This window comes from Rhodanobacter sp. B04, assembly GCF_002001125.1.
Lineage (GTDB): Bacteria > Pseudomonadota > Gammaproteobacteria > Xanthomonadales > Rhodanobacteraceae > Rhodanobacter.
On sequence record NZ_MUNV01000011.1, the window covers coordinates 1 to 20,787 of the forward strand.

Sequence of the window (20,787 nt, forward strand, 5' to 3'; positions counted from 1 at the left end):
CGCCACCACCGCCACCACCGCCACCACCGCGCGCACCATGAGCGCATGGCCGTGGCGTGCCCGCCGGCAGCCGGCAGGACGATGTCTCAGGCGGCGACCTGGATATCCGGGCGCCGGCTGATGCAGTAGACCGAGGCCGGCGGCAGGTTGAGCATGACGCCCCCGACGCGCCGAGCCTGCAGATGCAGCCGCTTGAGCAGGCTTGCCGGGAGCGGACAACGCGGACCGTAGGTGAACTGGTAGAACATGCCGTCGGCACGCAGCTGGCGATCGAACACACCCTGCACGATGGCGGCCACCTGCGCGGCCGGCATCGACAGCAGCGGCAAGCCGCTGACCACGGCGCAGGCGCGCTCATCACCGAACAACGGCTGGGTGTGCCCAAGCTGCGCGGCGTCCATGCGCAGGATCTTCGTTTTCGGATAGCGTCGGGCCAGGGCGTCGGCAAAGTGCGGATCGGCTTCGATCAGTGCGAGCCGATGCGGAGGCACGCCGTGCGCCAGCAGTGCCCGGGTCAAGGCTCCGGTACCGGGCCCAAGCTCGATGACCGGTCCATCGAGCTGGCTCACGTGGGCTGTCATCAGGCGGGCAAGAGCCGCGCCGGATGGCGTCACGGCGCCAATCCGGCGCGGGGCTCGCAGCCACGCGCGCAAGAAGGCGACGGTATCGTTCAATGGCATGTAGCGGTTTCCGACATGATTCAATCTTGCTGCAAGGTAACCGATACGGCTGAACACGATGTTCGCATGAATCGGATCAATGCGGCGGGTGAGCTGCAGCGGACGCCGGGGTCGGTTCGCGTACTGGCGCATCGATGCCGCACAGGTCGATCTTGCCAGCCGGGACGGCATAGAAGGCATCGCGACGATTGCGCTTTGCCTCGATCAAGGCCGTGAACGTGTTGCTGTCGGTGCGCAGCACTTCGATCGCAGGTCGCTGGGCAGCGGGCAGATCCGCGGCAAGTCGCACGGACTGGATCACGCTGCGTTGGGCCGGCTGGCTATAAAAGCCCATCGGGCCGGTGCCGCGGGGCAAACCGGACAGCAGTGGCATGCCTTCCAGCACGCGGCCGATCACCGCCAGGTTGCGGTCCAGCCGGCGCGGCGCCTGGCCGATCACCGCATACAGCGCACTGCCGTTGCCGGTCTCCGGGCCGTTGTCGCGGCCCACGCCGACCATGCCGTAGCAGTGGGTCAGCCATTCCTGTCCGCTGGCCGGGTCACGTGCGACCGGAAAACCTTCGGAGAAGCCGACCTGGGGCGCATAGACATCGCCATCGGGTAGCGCGGTCCACGCCAGTTTCGGATCGATCGGGCGGGTGAATTCCGGCGGTAACGTATTCTTGGCGTTTCCCAGCGAGCGCACCTTCTTCGGGTCACCACCCTCGTCGCCGGCCGGGTCGTCCCATTGGGTCACGAAGTTGTCCTGTACCCGCACGATCGCCAGCCCGTCGAAATAATGCTGGTGCACCAGGGTGCGGATGTTCGCGGCATGCAACGGGGTGAAGTCCGGTGCCAGTTCGATCAGCACGCGGCCGGTGGCCAGTTGCATCACCAACAGATTGTTCGGGTCGGGCTGGCGCCATTCGGTGGAGGCGGATTTGGCCAGCAGCTCCTGTGTCGTCGGCGTGGGCTTGCTCTGCTCAGCGAACGCGGACAGGGCAAGCAGACTGGTACTCAGCACGGCGGCTGCAACGAGATGGCGGCGATGAGACATGCGGTTCCCCTTCAGGTGGCTGATTGGCAGAAGGGCAACTTAGCAGAGCTTAGCGGACTAAGTTGCCGCAGGCATGACTTCAGGCCCATGTGCTAGTGTCAACTTAATACTATGGTTCACTCAAGTCTAAGCGGCAGTGCGGGTGAGTGGATGGAAGACCATGCCGGCCAATTGAAGAAGTTCCAGAAGGAGCTCTCCAGCGGCACCGTGTCGCTGGTGCTGCTGGCGGTGCTTGGCCAGTCGCGCCAGCCGATGTACGGCTACCAGATCGCCAAGCGGCTGGAGGAGGTCGGCGAAGGCGTGCTGGCCGGCAAGCAGAGCGCACTGTATCCCGTGTTGCGCAATCTGGAAGGGGCGGGCTTGCTGGCCAGCGAAGTCGAGCCATCGGTCAGTGGACCGCCGCGTCGCTATTACCGCATCACCAAACCGGGGCGCGAGGCATTGCGCGAGTGGGTTGCAGCGTGGACTGCCACCCGCGATTCCGTCGATAACGTCTTGCAAGGAGGGGTGTAATGAACGCGCCACGCACCATCAACGAATATCTGGAACAGCTTCGTGCCGCCTTGCGTGGCGCCGACCCCGCCCTGGTCCAGGACGCGCTGTACGACGCCGAGGAACACCTGCGCGCCGAATTGGCCGAGCAGCCGGGCCGCGACGAAGCAGTCATGCTCGAGCACGTGGTTGGCAGCTATGGCGCGCCGGACGAGGTGGCGGACATCTACCGCGACCAGGAAATCCGGATCCAGCGTGCGATCCGTCCACCGCCGCCGCAGCAGCACCACTCGGTGCTGGGGCGGTTCTTCGGTGTCGCCGCCGATCCGCATACCTATGGCGCGTTGTTCTATCTGTTGCTGGCGCTGGTCACGGGCATCTTCTATTTCACCTGGGCGGTGACCGGCCTGTCACTGTCGGCAGGCCTGTCGTTCCTGGTCATCGGCATCCCGTTCTTCCTGCTGTTCCTTGGCAGCGTGCGCGGCCTGTCGCTGCTGGAAGGGCGCATCGTGGAAACCATGCTGGGTGTTCGCATGCCGCGCCGGCCTCCGTATCCGTCGCAGCAAGGCATGCCCTGGCTGAAACGCATCGGAGCGATACTCATCGACGGTCGCACCTGGACCACGCTGGTCTACATGTGGCTGATGCTGCCGCTGGGCATCATCTACTTCACGGTCGCGGTGACGCTGTTGAGCGTGTCGCTGGCCCTTGCCGGTTCGCCCTTCGTCAAGGCCTTTGGCTTCAACGTGGTCAACATGGACGTCGATGGCTTCAGCTACTACGGCCCGGGTTGGGCTGGCACCATCGCGCTGAGTCTCGTCGGCGTCGTGCTGCTGTTCGCCACCTTGCATCTGGTGCGCGGCATCGGCCGCGTGCACGGCCAGATCGCCAAGCACCTGCTGGTGCCCAGTTCGGTGGACTGAGTGCGCCGGCGACGTGCAGGTCAGCGATAGTTGAGGTCAGGCGAAGACAGCAGGAAGGTATTCCACTCCCGCTGCGAGTCGGCCTTGGCCAGCGCGGCGCGGGTCGCTGCTGAAAGTCGCGGCTCGATGGCGTCGTAGTACAGCCGCGTGGTCAGCATCGGAAATCCGGCTTCGCGCGCGCTGCTGCCGACCGGTGTGAACAGCTGGTTGTTGCCGGTGCCGATCGCGTTGGCGATGTCGAAGCGCTTTTCCATCTGACCGGAGCTGGACCAGCTGGCGCCATCCAGCGGCCAGCCGTCCGGAGTGATGCGCCCGAACAGTGGTTCATCCAGCTGATTCAGCCAGTAGATCAGTGGCAGGGCATTGGCCAGGGGCTTGCCGTCGTAGGCCAGGCGCACCGACGACACCACGAACTGGGCGGGGTCATTGAATTTGCTGCCGGCGTTGGCCACCAGTTCGCGCGATTCGAACATCGTGCGCATCACCTTGGCGATATCGCCGTCGCTGCGCTGGAAGGCGCGGGCCATCTTGTCCACCAGCTTCTTCGGTGGCTGGTCCGCGACGAAATATTCGGCAAGCTGCTGCGAGATGAACTGCGCGCAGGCCGGCTGATGCACGAGGATGTCGATCGCCTGGTTTACCTCGCCGAAGCCGCTGCCATGGATGGCGTGGCCGAGGAAAGTCTTGTCGCTGAAATCGTGCCGCTGCGGGTTGAACTCGAACAGGCCGCTACGCACCACCAGCGGCGCAAACTTCGGATTGAAATGCTGCGGCTTGCCGTCGACCGGAGCGATGCCCGCGCCGGTGAGGACCAGCGCCAGTTGCTGCACGTCCTGCTGGGTATAACCGGAGTTCACGCCCAGCGTATGCAGCTCCATCAGTTCGCGCGCGTAGTTTTCGTTGACGTGGCCTTTCGCGTTCTGCGTGTTGTCGAGAAACTCGAGCATCGCAGGGCTTTCCAGCGTGGCCATCAGCAGGTCCTTGAATTTGCCCAGGGCGTGCGGACGGATGGTGTTCTGCGCGTAGTCGGCCAGTTCCCAGCGGATGCGCCCCTTCGAGGCGTATACGCTGAAATGATTCAGCCAGAACCACACTAGCTGCTCTTTCAGCTGGTTCGGGCCATACACCGCCTGCAGCAGTTCGGCTTGCTGCGCCTGTTGTCCCCGTTGGTTGCCCTGTTGCTGCAGGGCCTTGTTGGCGGCGACTTTGTCCGGCCCATCGGGGAGTGCCTTGATGCGCTGTTGTTCGGCTTGCAGCATGGCCAGCTGTTGCGCGGTCGGCGTACGGATGGCTTCGAAGCTTCCGATCAGCGTGGCGATTGCAGGCGGAAGTTGGCCATCTACATGGTCGGCGAGTTGCGCATCCAGCAGATGCTCGCGGCCAAGGTTGCGGTACAGGCTGACACCTGCGGTGTCCAGGCCAAAGCCATCACGACGCAGCCACGCAACATCGTCGCTTCCCAGGCTGGCCGTGCCGCGTGCGCTGGCCAGCAGCGGCAGTAGCAGGAACAGCGCGGCAACCACGCGCGGTCGACGTGCTGTCGTCACGAGGGAGATGGCAACAGATAGCGGGTGCATGCGAGAGGTTCCGTCGGGGGCAGGTCACCATCCGTGCAGCGTTGCTGCATGACGCTGTTCACACCAGCTGCAGGTCCCTGGGTTTGGCTTGCGGGAACACCGTCTGCAATTGGCTGTCGCGCAACCCCCACACGCGGCCCATCAGGCCACCCAGGGTGTCGCGGTAATTGTTGAGTACGGGATAGTCGCGGTTCTGCAGCAGATTCTGCTGGTTGACGGCGACCTGCTCGCCGGCGATGCGGCCACCGTTGACTTTGCCGCCGAGCACCCAGTGCACGGTGCCATGGCCGTGGTCGGTGCCCTTGTCGCCGTTCTCACGGAAGGTGCGGCCGAATTCGGAGACCACCACCACCACGGTGTTGTTCCATTCGTTACCCAGCGCGTCGGCGTAGGCACTCAGTCCTTCGCCGAGATTGCGCAGGTTGTTGGCGAGGCCGCCGGTGACGCTGCCCTGGTTCACGTGGGTATCCCAGCCGCCCACATCGATGAAGCCGAGTCGGTAGCGGTCGCGCATCAGCGTGGCGATGCGTTGCGTTTCGGCAGCAAAGCCTTTCGCGCTGGGTGCACCGCGGCTGGCCTGCACCATTTCGTTGCGCAGATCCTGCGAGACCGTGTTCGGTAACGCAAGACCGTCCGCGGTGGCGGCGGCGAGTGACGTGCCCTGGTACATCTGGGTGAGGATCGCCGACTGGCGCGCGTCGAAGTGCGGCTTGGTGTCGCCCTTGAGCGAGATGTTGGGAATGTCATGGGCGGCGCCCTGGAAACTCAGCGGCAGCGTGTTGGTGAAAGCGATCGGCGGAATGCCGGGCAGCGTGCCGGACAGGCGGGCGAGAAAGCCGGAGCGGAAGTTGCCGCGCTGGGCGGTCGGTTCGCCGGATTCGATATTGTCCTGCGTCTCGAAATGGCTGCGCGAGAGATCATCGGTGCCGGCGAACGGCACAAACGCGATCTGCTTGCGCTGCCATAGCGGATAGATCGAATCGCGCAGCACCGGGTTGAGACCCCAGTTTGCGTCCAGTGCGATCGCGCTGTTCGGATTGCCGGCATCGGGCCTGGCGATCGCCAGCGTCGGTCGCGACTCGTAATAGAAGTCGCTGTGGTGTGGCACCAGCAGGTTGTTGCAGTCGTAGCCGCCGCGCAGGAATACCAGCAGGAAGCGCGGTGCGCTGGTTGGCGTGGCGAAAAGCTTTCCGGAGAACGACAGGGCCGGCAACGCGGCAGTGGCGCTGGCGGCGGCAAACAGGAATTCGCGGCGGTTCATGGAGCACCTCGGTGATGGTCAGCAAGTTCGTCCATGCAGGCAGGGGTCGCGTCAGCGGTAATTGAAATCGGGCGACGACAACAGGAACGTGTTCCACTCCATCGGCGACTTGGCCTGGCTAAGCGCGTTGGTAGTGGCCGTGGACAGCCCTTGCGCGATCGCGTCGCGATACAGCGCCGAGTCGCGCAACGCGGGAGCATCCCGTGGCGGATTCGCCGGCGTGCCGGGCAGCGCAGGATCGCTGTTGTCCACGAACAGCCGGTTGCGCCCGCTGCCGATCACGCGGGCGAAGTCGAAGCGTTTGCTCATCTGGCCCGAGCCAGTCCAGCTTGCCGAATCCAGCGGCCAGCCATCGGGCGTGATGCGGCCGTAGAGCGGCTCGTCCATCTGTCGCAGCCAGTTCACCAGCGGCATCGCGTTCGGAATCGGCTGGCCGTCATAGGTCAGCCGCATCGCGGAAACCAGGAAACGCATCGGGTCCTTGAACTTGTGTCCGTCGAGGGCAGCAGCTTCCGGCGACAGCAGCATCGTGCGCACGACCGCGGCGATGTCGCCGTCGGTGCGTTGGAACGTGCTCGCCATCGCATCGACCAGCGACGCCGGTGGCTGGTCGGCGATGAAGTAGGTGGCGAGCTGCTGCGAGATGAAGTGCGCGCACGCCGGCTGGCGCACGATCAGATCCACGGCCTGGGCGATCTCGCCGTAGCCGCCGCCATGGATGGTCTGGCCGAGGAAGTTCTTGTCGCCGAAATCGTGCTGGTTGGGGTTGAACACGAACAGGCCGTCGCGCACCAGGCCAGGGCGTGCACGGGCGAACAGGTTGCGGCGTGCAGCCGGCTTCGCCGGCATCAGGCCGGCGCCGGTGAGGATGCGCATCAGCTGCTGCACGTCCTGCTGGCTGTAACCGGAGTTCACGCCCAGCGTGTGCAGCTCCATCAGCTCGCGCGCGTAGTTCTCGTTGGTCTTGTCCTTGACGTTGTGTGCATTGTCGAGGAATACCAGCATGGCGGGGCTCTGCAGCGTGGCCATGACAAGATCCTTGAACTTGCCCAGCGCATGCGGGCGGATCACGTGCTCCTCGTAGTCGGCGGTGAACAGACGTACCGGTCCTTTCTCCGCATACACGCTGAAGTGGTTGAGCCAGAACCACACCAATTGTTCCTTCAACTGGTCGCCACCATAGATCGCGTGCAGCATCTCGGCCTGCGCGGCCTGTTGGTAGATGTCGCGGCGGTACAGCTGGAATGCCTTCTTCGCGGCTTCCTTGGCCGGGCTGTCCGACATCTGCTTGAACTGCTGCGCGCGCTCCTGGTACTCGGCAAGCTGCTGCCCCAGCGGCGTGCTGATGACGGCCAGGTTCTGGATCTGTGCAGCGACCTGTGGCGGCAGGCTGTCGTCACCGCCGGCAAGTTGTTCGTCCAGGAAGCGCGTGCGGCCCAGTTCGCGATAGCGCGCCAGCGTGGTGCTGTCGAGGCCGAAACCGTCGCGGCGCAACCAGGCGATGTCGCCCAGTCGCAAGCCATCCACCTTCGCGGTAACTGTCGTGGTTGGCATGCTGTCCGGTGGCCTCCCATTGCCGGCGCAAGCCAGTGCGGGAGCCAGTGTCAGCAGCAAGCCGAGAACCAAAACACGGCAGCGTAGCGGGGCGGTGGCAGGCATGCGTCCGTACTCGGATGAGGGGGTGTTGCGTAGTGTTAACGCAAAGGCCGTGCTTTGGCTGACCGTCGCCATGTGACGGATAGCGCATATTCCGGGGCGATTCAGCCGAAGTGCCCATCGCGTGCCGCCGCGGTTACCATGCGACTCCCGCCGGAGCCTGTCATGCCCAAGACCTACGACCGCGACTATTTCGACAAGTGGTACCGCGATCCCCGGCACGCGGTCGGTTCGCCGACCGAACTGAAGCGCAAGGTGGCGATGGTGGTGGCGCAGGCCGAGTACTACCTGGGTCGGCCGATCCGCAACGTGCTCGATGTCGGTTGTGGCGAGGCCACCTGGCGGGCGCCGCTGCGCGCGCTGCGACCAGGTATCGCCTATCGCGGACTGGATGCCAGCGAATACGTGGTGGCGCGCTATGGCCGCAGCCGCAATATCGGCCTGGCGCGCTTCGGCCAGCTGGAACAGCTGCGCTTCGATACCCGCTTCGACCTGATCGTGTGCACCGATGTCATGCATTACCTGAAGCCGGCCGAGATCCGCGCCGGCCTGCAGGGCATCGGCGAGATGCTCGAAGGCGTGGCGTTTCTGGAGGTATTCACCAGTCGCGATGATGTCGCCGGCGACCACCACGGTTTCGTGTCGCGCGCGCCGGCCTGGTACCTGCGCGAATTCGGTGAGGTTGGACTGCTGCCATGCGGTTCGCACTGCTATCTGGGGCCGCGGCTGGAACGTCACATCGCGGCACTCGAGCGGGCGCAGCTGCCGGCCTGAGGGCTCAGTCGGCGGGCGTCTTGTCCTTGTAGCGGCACAGGTCGCGGATCGCGCAGTGCGGGCAGTCCGGCTTGCGCGCCTTGCACACGTAGCGTCCGTGCAGGATCAGCCAGTGATGGGCGTCCTGCTTGAACTCGGCGGGGATCACCTTCTCCAGCTTGTCCTCGACCGCGCGCACATCCTTGCCCGGCGCGAGGCCGGTACGGTTGGCGACGCGGAAGATGTGCGTGTCCACCGCGATGGTCGGTTCGCCGAACGCCGTGTTGAGCACCACGTTGGCCGTCTTGCGACCCACGCCCGGCAACGCTTCCAGCGCTTCGCGGTTAGCTGGCACCTCGCCGTCATGCTGCTCGATCAGGAGCCGGCACAGCGCGATCACGTTCTTCGCCTTCGCGTTGAACAGGCCGATCGTGCTGATGTAGCGCTTTAGATTTTCCTCGCCGAGATCGAGCATCGCTTGCGGTGTGTTCGCCACCGGATAAAGTTTCCTGGTCGCCTTGTTCACGCCGACATCGGTGGCTTGCGCCGACAACACCACCGCGACGAGTAGTTCGAATGGCGTGGTGTAGACAAGCTCGGTGGCCGGGTGCGGGTTGAGTTCGCGCAGGCGCGTGAACATATCGATCACGTCGGCACGCTTCACGGCTTCGGCTCCTGTTGTTTTGCCTTGGCACGGGCCAGTGCCGCCAGCACGGGATTGACCGGGCTGGTGGTGGCGTCCACCGCCACCTTGCGTGCGGCCAGCTCGGCTTCGCGTTGCGCCCGTTGGCGTTCCAGCCTTGCCTCGCGGCGCTGGAAATGCGCGCGCGCGGCATCGGCATGTGCCATGTCGATCTGCTCAACTGGCATCGGCAGCAGCACGATGCAGTCGACCGGGCAGGCCGGCACGCACAATTCACAGCCGGTGCAGTCGTCGGCGATCACCGTGTGCATCAGCTTGGACGCACCGACGATCGCGTCGACCGGGCACGCCTGGATGCATTTGGTGCAGCCGATGCAATCGGCCTCGATGATGCGCGCCAGCGTGCGTGGCTTTTCGACGCCATGTTCGGAGCTCAGCGGCAGCAGTGGTCGTTGCAACAATGCGGCCAGCTTTTCGATGCCGGCGACGCCACCGGGCGGACACTGGTTGATCTGCGCCTCGCCACGCGCGATCGCTTCCGCATACGGCCGGCAGCCGTGGTAGCCGCATTGCTCGCACTGCGTCTGCGGCAGGATCGCGTCGATGCGGTCGACGATGGCCTGGAACTCAGTCATTACGTGCAGGCGTTCCGGTTTCGGCTGCCGACGCAATCAATTCGGCGTAGGTGTCCGGTGGGGTTGCTTTCCAGCGGTGGCCGCACGACCTGCAGCGCTCCCTCCACTTGTGCATGGGCCAAATCGGCAAACCCAGGAAGCATCCGAAGAAAAAGGCCCAGCCGCGATAGTTGGGGTTCTCCTCGATATCGCTGCCGTGACAACACGGACATTGATTGTCGTCTTCCAGGCGATAGTCGCCACGGTGCCAGCGAGCGAGCACGGCACACGCCTGCTCGATGCACGCATCAGGAACCATGATCACCGCGCCACCGAACGCGATGACCTGATGCCACTTGAGACGCGACAGGCCGCCTTCGAAGACGAAAGCGGTGCAGCCTTCCTCACGCAGCAAGCCGGCGACGATCTCCGCCTCGGCGTGGTCGAAGGATCGGTGGACGCACCGCATGCGCGACCTCCCGGTCAGCGGACCGTGGCACCCGGCATCGCGCCCTGGTCGGCATCGAGCAGGAACAGGTCGCTGCCGCCGTCGCCGGCCGACAGGATCATGCCCTCGGACAGGCCGAAGCGCATCTTGCGCGGGGCGAGGTTGGCGATGAACACCACATTGCGGCCGAGCAGCTTTTCCGGCGTGCCGTAGGCGGCGCGGATGCCGGAGAAGATCTGCCGCTTGCCCAGCGGGCCGGCATCCAGTTCGAAGCGCAGCAGCTTGTCGGAACCGTCGACGAACTCGCAGGCGAGCACCTTGCCGATGCGCAGGTCGAGTCTGGCGAAATCGTCGATGCCGATGGTGGCCGGCGCGGCTACGGTGTCATGGCTGGCAGTGCTGTTCTCGCTCATGGGCTTGCTGGCTTCCTTCGGTTTTTTCACGGCTACGGTCGCGGGCTCGGCTGGGCCGCCCAGCGATTCCTTCGATGCCTCCACCATCGCCTCGATGCGTTTCGGGTCGATACGGCCGAGCAGCGGTTCGAAGGCATTGATCGTGTGGCCATGCAGTTCGGCGCGTGCGTTCTCGAAATTGTCGATCGGTGCGGCGAGGAACTGTTCGGCTGCCGTCACGGTGGCCGGCAGTATCGGCTTCAGCAGGCCGGCGAGCAGGCGGAACGCGGTCAGCGCAAACGAACAGACCTGGTGCAGTTCGGCGCGACGCGATTCGTCCTTCGCCATCGCCCACGGTGCCTTCTCGGCGATGTGGCCGTTGACCAGGTCCGCCATCAGCACGAAGCGGCGGGTGATTTCGGCGAACTCGCCGTCTTCGTACAGCTTGTCGATGTCGTCGTAGTGCGACAGCAGGGTCTGCCACAGCGCGGCCTGCTCGGCGTCGAAGTGGGCAGCCAGCCGGCCGTCGAAGTACTTCTGCACGAAGCCGGCGGTGCGGCTGGCGATGTTCACCCACTTGCCGACCAGGTGCGAGTTGACACGCTCCTCGAACGCCTTGAGGTCGAGATCGACGTCGACCGGCGCATCGCTGAGCATGGTGGCGAAGTAGTAGCGCAGGAATTCCGGATGGATGCCGGCATCCAGGTAGGTGCGCGCCTGGATGAAGGTGCCGCGCGACTTCGACATCTTCGCGCCGTTCACCGTGAGGTAGCCGTTGACGTGCAGCGCGGTGGGCGTGCGGAAGTTCGCGCCGTGCAGCATCGCCGGCCAGAACAGGCCGTGGAAGTTGATGATGTCCTTGCCGATGAAGTGGTGCATCTCGGCGGTGCTGTCAGGGCCGAGGAAGTCGTCGAACTTCAGCCCGGTCCGATCGCACAGTGCCTTGAAGCTGGCGAGATAGCCGACCGGCGCATCCAGCCACACGTAGAAGAACTTGCCGGGTGCATCGGGGATCGGGAAGCCGAAGTAGGGCGCGTCGCGCGAGATGTCCCAATCCTTCAGGCCGCCGTCCAGCCATTCCCGCAGTTTCGCCGCGACACCGCTGTTCGCCACCGGCTTGCCGCCGGTGAACTTGCCGGCGAACCAGTCGCGCAGCAGTCCCTCGAACTTGCCCAGTTCGAAGAAGTAATGCTCCGAGTCGCGCAGCACCGGCGTGGCGCCCGACATCACCGAGTATGGGTTGATCAGGTCGGTCGGCGCATAGGTGGCGCCGCAGTGCTCGCAGTTGTCGCCGTACTGGTCCGGCGTGCCGCAGTTCGGGCATACACCCTTGATGTAGCGATCCGGCAGGAACATCTGCTTTTCCGGATCGAACAGCTGCTGGATGCTGCGCTTGGCGATATAGCCGTTGTCGCGCAGGCGCGTGTAGATCAGCGAGGCCAGCTCGCGGTTCTCGTCCGAATGCGTGGTGTGGTAGTGGTCGAAGCTGAACTGGAAATCCGCGAAGTCGGCTTCATGGCCGGCACGAATGCCCGCGATGAAATCTTCCGGCGTCATGCCGGCCTTTTCCGCGGCCAGCATGATCGGCGTGCCGTGGGCATCGTCGGCGGCAACGAAATGCACCTCGTTGCCCATCATCCGCTGCGCGCGCACCCAGATATCCGTCTGGATGTAACCCAGCATGTGGCCCAGATGCAGCGGGCCATTGGCATAGGGCAAGGCGTGGGTGACGAGCAGGCGACGACTCATGGCAGACAGGTACTCCGGGATGACTGCGCATTATGGCATGGCCGTCCAAATCCATGCCTGGTGCGGATCGCCAGAGGCATGCCATAAATGAAAAGCGCGCCATCGGCGCGCTTTTCCACGTCAGGCCACGGGGGCGGTTACTGTTGCCGCTCCCATACCTGGCTGCGGCCAAGCAGGGCAAAACCGATATAGCCATGCACGTCGAGTTTCTGCCCGCCATCGGTCAAGGTGAGCCTGACCTTGTAGACCTTGCCGTTCTTGGGGTCGAGGATCTTGCCGCCGTTCCAGACGTCGTCGTCCTTGCTCACGCCCCACATGATGGTCATGCCGATGATCGGCTGATCCTTGTTGGCACCGTTGCATTGCGTGCACTTCGGGGGATTGCCGTCGCGGGCAATGTCCTCCGGTGTCGCATTCATCACCTGCAGCACCTTGCCCTGCAGTTTGCCGTTGTTTTCGGTGATCTGGATGATCGAGGTGGGCTTGCCGGTCGCGTCGTCGACCTGTTTCCACGTGCCTACTGGCGTGTCATTGGCGGCAAAGGCGGCGCTGGCGCCCAGCAGCAGGCTGGCGGCGATGGCGAGTCGGAACAGTGGCTTCATGATGACCTCCCGTACGAAAGCGTATGGCCGGAGCCTGCCGGGGCCTGTCCGGAGCGTCAAGCTGCATTGCGCCATGCGCTGTGCGGGTTGGCTGATCTGGCTCAGGCGGCACCGGGATGTGGGCTGGCATAATAAGCAGTCCCCCTATCATTCGAGTTCCCATGACACAGGCGAGCGAAGCCCTGATCCGCCGCATCCTCGGCGAACTGATCGACACCCATACCGGCGCGCCACTGGTCGAGTCCTTGCGTGCGGTCGGCGTGGACGGGACGCGCGTGTCGGTGGACATGCAGCTTGGCTATCCGGCGGCGGGTGCGATAGACAGCCTGACCGGGCGCGTTCGACAGGCCCTGGAGAGCGACCCGGCGATCGAATCGGCGGCCGTCTCGATCACCAGCCGCGTCCACGTGCACAAGGTGCAGGGCACGCTGGGGCCGCTGCCGAACGTGAAGAACATCATCGTGGTGGCATCCGGCAAGGGCGGCGTGGGCAAGTCCACGGTGTCGGCGAACCTGGCGCTGGCGCTGCAGGCCGAGGGCGCGAAGGTCGGCGTGCTGGATGCCGACATCTACGGCCCCAGCCAGCCGACCATGCTGGGTGTGCATGGCAAGCCGGAATCGCCGGACGGCAAGAGCATCATCCCGATGCAGGCGCATGGCATGCCGGTGATGTCGATCGGCTTTCTGGTGGAAGCGGACACGCCGATGATCTGGCGCGGCCCGATGGTGACGCAGGCGATGATGCAGCTGCTCACCGACACGCGTTGGGAGCAGTTGGACTATCTGATCGTCGACCTGCCGCCGGGTACCGGCGACATCCAGCTCACGCTGTCGCAGAAGGTGCCGGTGGCCGGTGCGGTGATCGTCACCACGCCGCAGGACATCGCCCTGCTGGATGCGCGCAAGGCGCTGAAGATGTTCGAGAAGGTCGAGGTGCCGGTGCTCGGCGTGGTGGAGAACATGGCCACGCATGTCTGCTCCCACTGCGGCCACGAGGAGCACATCTTCGGCGAGGGCGGTGGCGAGCGGATGTCGGCGCAATACGGGGTGCCGTATCTGGGCTCGTTGCCGCTGGACATCCGTATCCGCGAGCAGGCCGATGGCGGCACGCCCACCGTGGTGGCGATGCCGGATTCCGATCTGACGGCCCGCTACCGCGAGATTGCGCGCAATGCGGCAGGCCGCCTGTCGCGCCAGCCACGCAACAAGTCGCTGGGACTGGGCAAGATCGTGGTACAGGGCGCGCCTGCCGCATGACGCTGGCGCGGCGGCGGGTGTTGTGCCTGTCCGGAAGCCTGCGCCGAGTCTCGGCAAACACGGCCGCATTGCAGGCAGCACAGCAGCTGGCAGCAGGTACGCTGGAACTCGATCTCTATGCGGGCCTTGGCGCACTACCACTGTTCAATCCGGATGACGAGGCCGCATCCTTGCCTGCTACCGTGCTTGCGTTGCGTGAGACAGTGAGAAGCGCGGATGCCTTGCTGATCGCCTGCCCCGAGTATGCGCATGGCGTGCCCGGCGCGTTCAAGAACCTGCTCGACTGGCTGGTGGGCAGTCTGGAGTTTCCGGGCAAGCCGGTGCTGCTGCTGAATACCGCGGCACGTGGTTCGCATCATGCGCAGGATGCGCTGGGCGAGATCCTACACACCATGGCTGCCCGATTGCTGACCACGCATCCGTTCATGGTGGCCTTGCCGGGGGCCGGCTGCAGCGTCGCGCAGGTGTTGGCCAGTACCGAACGCTGCATGGAGTTGCGCGCGGCGCTGGACGTGCTTGCCGCAGCCCTGGCGGTGGCGTGAAAGCCTGCAGGCTGGCGTGGTGGCAGCCTGACCATGTATTTTTGTCGTTTGCGCCCGGCTCAGCCGGGCGATCCTGCTACCGACCGGAGTCCGCGTGAGCATCAAGTCCGACAAGTGGATTCGCCGCATGGCCGAGAGCCAGGGCATGATCGAGCCGTTCGAGCCTGGCCAGGTCAAGCTGCGCGATGGCCAGAAGCTGGTCTCCTATGGCACCTCCAGCTACGGCTACGACGTGCGTTGCGCGCGCGAATTCAAGATCTTCACCAATATCAACTCCACCATCGTCGATCCGAAAGCGTTCGATCCGACCAGCTTCGTCGACGTCGAGGCGGACGTCTGCATCATCCCGCCGAACTCGTTCGCGCTGGCGCGCACGGTCGAGTACTTCCGCATCCCGCGCAAGGTGCTGACCATCTGCCTGGGCAAGAGCACCTACGCGCGTTGCGGCATCATCGTCAACGTGACGCCGCTGGAGCCGGAGTGGGAAGGCCACGTGACGCTGGAGTTCTCCAACACCACGCCGCTGCCCGCAAAAATATATGCCAACGAAGGCGTGGCGCAGATGCTGTTCCTCGAATCCGACGAGGAATGCGAGACCAGCTACAAGGATCGCGGCGGCAAGTACCAGGGTCAGCAGGGCGTGACCCTGCCGCGTACCTGAGCGATCGCCTGAACGGCCGGCACGGGCAACGCTCCGATTGCCGCGGCCGGGCGTTACACTTCACCCGATTGAACCGATCGACCTCCAGGAGACCTGCATGATCCGCTTTTCCACATGGCTGACGCGCGCCACCGCCGCGATCATGCTGGGCAGCACGCTGCTGCTTGCCGGTTGCCATTTCGGCGGCACCAAGGGTGACGTTGCCACTAGCTCCATGAAAGGGCAGTTCGACGCGACCATTGAAGCGTACAAGGAAGGTCAGTTTCTGGTAGACGGCGCCGTACTGTCGTCGGCGGATCTCGGCAGCCATTTCGCTTACTTGAAGGATCAGGGCAAGCTGCCGAGGACGGTGCTGCTGGTGAACAGCGACGACTCGAAGATCCGCAAACAGCATTTGCAGTACATGGCACGGCTTCGGCTGGATTACGGGTTTCGCGTGTATTACGACGACAAGGGCACGCTGAAGGAGATCAACCCGATCGACACCAAGGCGCGCCAGCTTGAGGATCACCATGATCGGGCCCCGGTGGAGGTCCCGCCGCCGCAGGATCATACCGGCGGTCAGCAGTACTGATCCCGGCTACTCCTACCTCACGCACTTCCATCGAAAGCCCGCGGAGCAATCCGTGGGCTTTTTCGTGGGGGCGAATACCGACGCTATCGGTATCGCTGCATTCAGTCGAGCGCGCCGCCACCGAGCTTGCGATCGACAGGTGTGGCGACCGCCGTTCGCAACGCGACCTCCAGGCCATGCACCACGTCGTCCAGCGCCATGCTGGCGGCGCCACGCCGTGCTGCCGCCTGTGCCGGCAAATACGGGATATGGATGAAGCCGGCGCGCACACTGCGTTTCATGGCAGCCAGATGCAGCATGGCATAAGCGATGTGGTTGCAGACATAGGTGCCAGCGCTGTTCGATATCTCGGCCGGCAGTCCTTGCGCATGCAGTGCCGCAAGCATCGCCTTGATCGGCAGCGTGCTGAAGTACGCCGCGGGTGCGCCGGCGATCACGGGCTCGTCGATCGGCTGCGCTCCGGCGTTGTCGGGAATGCGCGCATCCTGCAGGTTGATCGCCACCCGCTCGATCGACAACTGCGCCCGCCCACCGGCTTGGCCGACGCCAAGCAGGATCGTTGGAGCCAGCTCGCGCACCGCCGCCTTGAGCTTACGCAGCGAACCGGCAAACTCCGTCGGCAACTGCAGCGCGACAATCCGGTGCCCGCCGATGCGCTTGCCGTGCAGTGCGCGCACGGCCTCCCATGACGGGTTGATGCTTTCGCCGCCGAACGGATCGAAGCCGGTCAACAGAATGCGTGGGATGGTACTCATGCAGGCCTCATCGAATTCAACGGAATACCAGCAGCCACATCAACATGAAGGTGGTGGCAAGAATCCACAAGGCGCTCCATGCCTGCGCGCGCATCACTCCATAGGGGCTGCGCAATTCCAGCAGCGCCGCCGGCACCAGGTTGAAGTCGGCTGCCATCGGCGTCAGCAAGGTGCCGCAGTAGCCGCACAGCATGCCCATCGAGCCGAGGATTGCCGGGTTTGCGCCGTGCCGATGGATCAGCAGCGGCAGGCCGATGCCGGCCATCATCACCGGAAACGCCGCGAACGCGTTGCCCATGATTACGGTGAACAGCACCATGCCGAGGGCGAAGGCGAGCAGGCAGGCGAAGGCGCTGCCGGTCGGCAGGAAGGTGCCGGCCAGCGCCGTGATCGCCGCGCCCACGCCGCTTTGCGTGAACACCTCGCCCAGCGCTGCCAGCAGCAGCGGCAGCAGCGTCGCCCAGCCGATCGCATCGAGCAGGCGTCGACCTTCGGCCAGGCCGTCGTGCATCGGTGCATGCGCCACCTGCGCTGCCGCGAACAGCGCCACCAGACAGGCCAGCGCCAGCCCGGTCAGGGTCATCTGCGCTGTGGCGAATACCGCATGGCCTGCAATGAACAGATGCGCACCGAACAACGCCACCAGCAGGGTCACCAGCGGAATCAGCAGGGCGGGCACGAACAACCGGTGACCGAGCCGGATCGCCGACTGCAGGCGTTGCTCGGCGCTGTTGCCTTCGACGTGCGCGTGGCGGCGCAGACGCGGCGCCAGCAACGCGAGCACGATCACTCCGGCGCCAGCGAGTTGCGCTGGCAAAGCGTTGCCGGCGGCCTGTTGCGCCAGCACGTAGTCGCCAGTGCCGAACAGTACGCCCAGCACCAGCCAGAATGCCGCGTGCCAGCCGTGCCGTTCGCGCAGATTGCGCAGGCCGGTGTAGAGCAGAAAGGCGGCGATCAGCCAGTAGGCGTATTCGATGCGCAGCATGCTCAGCCTGCCGATTCGGTGCTTGCGTCGGCGGCACGGCGCTGCAGACGGCGCTGATACAGCCAGATGCGCACGGACTGGATGACGAAGGCTGCGATCGCCGTGGGTAATGCCCATAGTGCGATCGACAACGGGGTCAGCTCGATGCCGTGCTGTACATAGAAGGCCTGAATCAACAGCACGCCGCCCACGGCGACAAACACGTCCTCACCGAAGAAGCGACCCATGTTGTCGGTGGCGGCGGCCACCGCGCGCAGCTCGTCGCGATCGGCATCGTCCAGCGTGGGGAGGATCTTTTCCGCCGCCGCCTCACCCATCGGCGCGAGCAACGGGCGCACCGTCTGCGCGGGGCCGGCCACGCCGGTGAGGCCAAGCATGGCCAGCAGCTGACGCAGCAGCAGGTAGCCGATCAGCAGTCGTGCCAGGGTCAGTCCGTGCAGGTGGTTCATCCAGCGTTGCGCATGCTCGCGCAATCCGGCACGTTCCAGCAGGCCGATCACCGGCAGGGTCAGCACGAAGATCAGCAGCATGCGGCTGGACACGAAGCTCTTGCCAAGCAGGGCGAGCAGGGCCGGCACCGTGAAACCGGCCAGCATCGCGCTGCTGATCGCTGCAGTGACCACCACCAGGACCGGATTGAAGCGCAGCAGAAAGCCGACCACGATCACCGCGACGCCGAGCAGGGGCCAGTAGTTCATGAGTGATCTCCGTCGTGGTGCGAGGAGGGCATCAATCCGCTCCCGGCGCGGCAATGCGCAGGCCTGCCGCTTCAAGTTCATTGCGCAGCTTGCGCGCCAACTGCACGGCATGCGCGCCATCGCCGTGCAGGCACAGCGTGTCGGCATGCAGTGGCACGCGTTGGCCATCCAGCGTGTGCGCCACGCCGTCGCGGGCGATGCCGAGCGCCTGCGCCAGCGCCCGATCCATATCCTCGATCACGGCACCGGCTTCGCGGCGCGGCTGCAACGAGCCGTCGGCGCGATAGCGGCGGTCGACGAAGGCCTCGGCGGCCACCGCTAGGCCAAGCACCTTGCCGGCCTCGACCAGGGCCGAGCCGGCCAGTCCGAACAGCCGCAACTGCGGATCGAAGTCGCGCACGGCACGGGCGATCGCATTGGCCAGCACGGCGTCGCGAGCCGCCATGTTGTACAGCGCACCATGCGGCTTGACGTGGGTCAGCCGGGTGCCGGCCGCGCGGGTGAACGCGTGCAGGGCGCCGATCTGGTACAGCGTCAACGCATGCGCCTCGGCCGGCGTGACGTTCATTTCGCGGCGGCCGAAACCCTGCAGGTCGGGCAGCGAGACGTGCGCACCGATCGCCACACCGTGCGCCACCGCCTGCGCCACCGTGTGGCGCATGATCTCCGGATCGCCGGCATGAAAGCCGCAGGCGATATTGGCCGAACTGAGCAGGGCCAGCAGCGCGTCGTCGTCGCCCATGCGCCAGGCGCCAAACGATTCGCCGAGGTCACCGTTGAGGTCGATGCGGTTCATGCGGGTTGACTCGCTCAAGTGCATTCCAGTCGTTGTGCGATCGTGCCGAGCAGGCGTGCCAGTCGCTGCCGATGTGCGGCCAACCGCGTCAACGCCTCGTCCAGCGTGGTCTCGTGGAAGCATACGGTATCGCCCGGGCGCCGTTGCGCCAGTCGCGGCAGGTCCACCATGGCGACCTGGCCGATCCGCGGGTAGCCGCCGGTCACCGGCGCTTCGGCCAGCAGGGCGATCGGCTGGCCGGACGGTGGCAATTGCACGGTGCCGGGCAGGGCTGCTTCGGAAATCAGCTCCAGTGGTGCACGCAATTGCAGCGTATGGCCGTCCAGGCGGCTGGCGGTGCGGTTGCTGTCCTTGCTCAGGTAAAATTTCCCGCCAAGCAACAGCTGCTGCGATGCTGCATCCAGCTGCGGCCAGTGGCTGCCACGCAGCAGCGCCAGCGGACGCTGTGCGAAGTCGAACCAGGGTTGCGGATCGAGGCTCCAGCCCAGCAGCCGTACCTCGTCGCCAGCGAGCGAGCTGGGCAACGCGGGGGCGGCGCCAACCGGCAACAGATCGCCGGCGCGCAACGGTCGTCCGTGCGCGTAGCCGATTTGTGCATGCAAGTCACTGCTGCGGCTGCCAAGCAGGGGAGGTACGTCGAAGCCGCCGCGTACGGCGAGATAGCTGCGACAGCCGCTGGCCATGCCGCCGAGGTGCAGCACGCTGCCTGCAGGCAGATGGCAGGTGGTCCACATCGGCACGTCATGTTCGCCGACGCGCGCGGTGATCGTCGCGCCGGTCAGCGCGATCATCGCAGCCTGTTCGAAGCGCAGGCTGGGACCGATCAGGGTACATTCGATCGCCGCCTCGCCGCGGGTGTTGCCGACCAGCGCATTGGCCAGTTGCCATGCGGGCGGATCCATCGCGCCGGCACGGCCCACGCCGAGCGCGGCATGGCCAGGCCGTCCGGCGTCCTGCAGGCTGCTGAGCAGGCCTGGCTTGATGACGGTGACGTTCATGCCGGATGGGTCGCTGCCAGCTTGCGGAACTGGTCTTGGTCGATCGCCTGGAAACGCACGCGATCGCCGGGTATGAACCGCGATGGCCTGTTCGCCGCGATGTCGAACAGGCGCAACGGCGTGCGTCCGATCAGTTGCCAGCCGCCCGGCAGCGCCTCCGGATAGATGCCGGTCTGGCTGCCGCCGATCGCCACGCTGCCGGCCGGCACGCGTTGGCGCGGATCGGTGCGGCGCGGTACGGCCAGCTGTGGATCCAGCCCGAGCAGGTAAGGAAATCCAGGGGCGAAGCCGAGCATCGCCACCCGATAGTCGGCGGCCGTGTGACGGGCGATCACGCTGTCCGCATCGAGCCGGCAAAGTGCGGCGACCTCGGCCAGATCCGGCCCGTACTCGCCGCCGTAGCAAACCGGGATCACCAGCTCTCGGGCTGTGGCAGTCGTTGCAGCGGCTTCATTCAGCGCTGCGCTGGCGGCAGCCTGCACTTGTTGATGCGGGTCGGCGCCGGGCCAGTGCCGCAGGTTGAAGCGCAGCAGCACGCTGGCATACGCGGGTATGCATCCCACTTGTGGGAGGCGCTGGCGCAGACAGGCCGTCGCGGCCTGGACTCGCGCATTGAGTTCGATGTCGATGCGCTCGCCAAAACGCAGCAGCAGCGCATCCTCGGCCAGCGCCTCGAACTGGATGGCCGGCATCACA

23 protein-coding genes are annotated in these 20,787 nt (G+C 65.3%); 7 read left to right on the forward strand and 16 right to left on the reverse strand.

Going from position 1 to position 20,787, the window contains the following annotated elements:
* Positions 1-86: 86 nt before the first annotated feature.
* Both B0E46_RS09310 and B0E46_RS09315 read right to left on the reverse strand, forming a co-directional pair.
* On the reverse strand, positions 87-614 hold the full coding sequence (locus tag B0E46_RS09310) for a phospholipid methyltransferase (RefSeq protein WP_254425105.1): 528 nt from the start codon (positions 612-614) through the stop codon (positions 87-89).
* 142 nt (positions 615-756) lie between these two features.
* A complete protein-coding gene (locus B0E46_RS09315; RefSeq protein ID WP_077555525.1) occupies positions 757-1,716 on the reverse strand; it encodes a peptidylprolyl isomerase in 960 nt (319 codons plus the stop codon).
* 150 nt (positions 1,717-1,866) lie between these two features.
* Between B0E46_RS09315 and B0E46_RS09320 the strand changes: the two genes are divergently transcribed.
* Positions 1,867-2,229 (forward strand): PadR family transcriptional regulator, encoded by a 363-nt coding sequence (locus B0E46_RS09320; protein WP_077555526.1) that lies wholly within the window; start codon positions 1,867-1,869, stop codon positions 2,227-2,229.
* Entirely contained in the window at positions 2,229-3,131 is a 903-nt protein-coding gene (locus B0E46_RS09325) for a sensor domain-containing protein (protein WP_077555527.1), read from the forward strand. Before B0E46_RS09320 ends, B0E46_RS09325 begins: the two co-directional genes overlap by 1 nt.
* 20 nt (positions 3,132-3,151) lie before the next feature.
* Here B0E46_RS09325 and B0E46_RS09330 read toward each other — a convergent pair whose 3' ends face one another.
* The 3 genes from B0E46_RS09330 to B0E46_RS09340 are packed head-to-tail and all read right to left on the reverse strand — an operon-like array spanning position 3,152 to position 7,523.
* Entirely contained in the window at positions 3,152-4,708 is a 1,557-nt protein-coding gene (locus B0E46_RS09330) for a DUF1800 domain-containing protein (protein WP_077555528.1), read from the reverse strand.
* Positions 4,709-4,766: 58 nt separating this feature from the next.
* Positions 4,767-5,969 carry a DUF1501 domain-containing protein gene (locus B0E46_RS09335; RefSeq protein WP_077555529.1) on the reverse strand — a complete coding sequence of 401 codons (1,203 nt, stop codon included), beginning with the start codon at positions 5,967-5,969 and terminating at the stop codon, positions 4,767-4,769.
* 51 nt (positions 5,970-6,020) lie between these two features.
* Positions 6,021-7,523: a DUF1800 domain-containing protein gene (locus tag B0E46_RS09340; protein WP_254425106.1), complete on the reverse strand. Its 1,503-nt coding sequence runs from the start codon at positions 7,521-7,523 to the stop codon at positions 6,021-6,023.
* Positions 7,524-7,790: 267 nt separating this feature from the next.
* Between B0E46_RS09340 and B0E46_RS09345 the strand changes: the two genes are divergently transcribed.
* Entirely contained in the window at positions 7,791-8,399 is a 609-nt protein-coding gene (locus B0E46_RS09345) for a class I SAM-dependent methyltransferase (RefSeq protein ID WP_077555531.1), read from the forward strand.
* Positions 8,400-8,403: 4 nt separating this feature from the next.
* On the opposite strand, the gene nth is transcribed toward B0E46_RS09345, so the two are convergent.
* The 5 genes from nth to B0E46_RS09370 all read right to left on the reverse strand — a co-directional run bounded on the left by nth (position 8,404) and on the right by B0E46_RS09370 (position 12,826).
* Positions 8,404-9,042, reverse strand: a complete 639-nt coding sequence (nth, locus tag B0E46_RS09350; RefSeq protein ID WP_077555532.1) for an endonuclease III — start codon at positions 9,040-9,042, stop codon at positions 8,404-8,406.
* Complete coding sequence (locus B0E46_RS09355; RefSeq protein ID WP_077555533.1) at positions 9,039-9,656, reverse strand: RnfABCDGE type electron transport complex subunit B; 618 nt, start codon at positions 9,654-9,656, stop codon at positions 9,039-9,041. Before B0E46_RS09355 ends, nth begins: the two co-directional genes overlap by 4 nt.
* Positions 9,649-10,104 (reverse strand): DUF2007 domain-containing protein, encoded by a 456-nt coding sequence (locus B0E46_RS09360; RefSeq protein WP_077555534.1) that lies wholly within the window; start codon positions 10,102-10,104, stop codon positions 9,649-9,651. Before B0E46_RS09360 ends, B0E46_RS09355 begins: the two co-directional genes overlap by 8 nt.
* 14 nt (positions 10,105-10,118) lie before the next feature.
* Entirely contained in the window at positions 10,119-12,224 is a 2,106-nt protein-coding gene (metG, locus tag B0E46_RS09365; RefSeq protein ID WP_077555535.1) for a methionine--tRNA ligase, read from the reverse strand.
* 137 nt (positions 12,225-12,361) lie between these two features.
* Positions 12,362-12,826, reverse strand: coding sequence for a DUF2147 domain-containing protein (locus B0E46_RS09370; protein WP_077555536.1), 465 nt, complete (start codon positions 12,824-12,826; stop codon positions 12,362-12,364).
* Positions 12,827-12,987: 161 nt separating this feature from the next.
* On the opposite strand from B0E46_RS09370, the gene apbC reads away from it, so the two are divergent.
* From apbC to B0E46_RS09390, 4 genes are all read left to right on the forward strand, one after another.
* Positions 12,988-14,082: an iron-sulfur cluster carrier protein ApbC gene (gene apbC, locus B0E46_RS09375; protein ID WP_077555537.1), complete on the forward strand. Its 1,095-nt coding sequence runs from the start codon at positions 12,988-12,990 to the stop codon at positions 14,080-14,082.
* Positions 14,079-14,624, forward strand: a complete 546-nt coding sequence (locus B0E46_RS09380) for an NADPH-dependent FMN reductase (protein ID WP_077555538.1) — start codon at positions 14,079-14,081, stop codon at positions 14,622-14,624. The genes apbC and B0E46_RS09380 overlap by 4 nt, the downstream gene beginning before the upstream one ends.
* A gap of 94 nt (positions 14,625-14,718) precedes the next feature.
* On the forward strand, positions 14,719-15,285 hold the full coding sequence (gene dcd, locus B0E46_RS09385; protein ID WP_077555539.1) for a dCTP deaminase: 567 nt from the start codon (positions 14,719-14,721) through the stop codon (positions 15,283-15,285).
* 97 nt (positions 15,286-15,382) lie between these two features.
* A complete protein-coding gene (locus tag B0E46_RS09390) occupies positions 15,383-15,859 on the forward strand; it encodes a hypothetical protein (protein ID WP_077555540.1) in 477 nt (158 codons plus the stop codon).
* A 101-nt stretch (positions 15,860-15,960) separates the two neighbouring features.
* Here B0E46_RS09390 and pcp read toward each other — a convergent pair whose 3' ends face one another.
* From pcp to pxpB, 6 genes are read right to left on the reverse strand one after another with little or no spacing between them, the layout of a single operon-like run.
* Positions 15,961-16,614: a pyroglutamyl-peptidase I gene (gene pcp, locus B0E46_RS09395; RefSeq protein ID WP_077555541.1), complete on the reverse strand. Its 654-nt coding sequence runs from the start codon at positions 16,612-16,614 to the stop codon at positions 15,961-15,963.
* Between the two features lie 16 nt (positions 16,615-16,630).
* A complete protein-coding gene (locus tag B0E46_RS09400; protein ID WP_077555542.1) occupies positions 16,631-17,599 on the reverse strand; it encodes a DUF979 family protein in 969 nt (322 codons plus the stop codon).
* 2 nt (positions 17,600-17,601) lie between these two features.
* Entirely contained in the window at positions 17,602-18,297 is a 696-nt protein-coding gene (locus B0E46_RS09405) for a DUF969 domain-containing protein (protein WP_077555543.1), read from the reverse strand.
* A gap of 31 nt (positions 18,298-18,328) precedes the next feature.
* A complete protein-coding gene (locus B0E46_RS09410; RefSeq protein WP_254425107.1) occupies positions 18,329-19,111 on the reverse strand; it encodes a 5-oxoprolinase subunit PxpA in 783 nt (260 codons plus the stop codon).
* Entirely contained in the window at positions 19,108-20,091 is a 984-nt protein-coding gene (locus tag B0E46_RS09415) for a biotin-dependent carboxyltransferase family protein (protein ID WP_077555545.1), read from the reverse strand. The genes B0E46_RS09410 and B0E46_RS09415 overlap by 4 nt, the downstream gene beginning before the upstream one ends.
* Positions 20,088-20,783, reverse strand: a complete 696-nt coding sequence (gene pxpB, locus B0E46_RS09420; RefSeq protein ID WP_168171177.1) for a 5-oxoprolinase subunit PxpB — start codon at positions 20,781-20,783, stop codon at positions 20,088-20,090. Before pxpB ends, B0E46_RS09415 begins: the two co-directional genes overlap by 4 nt.
* Positions 20,784-20,787 lie beyond the last annotated feature (4 nt).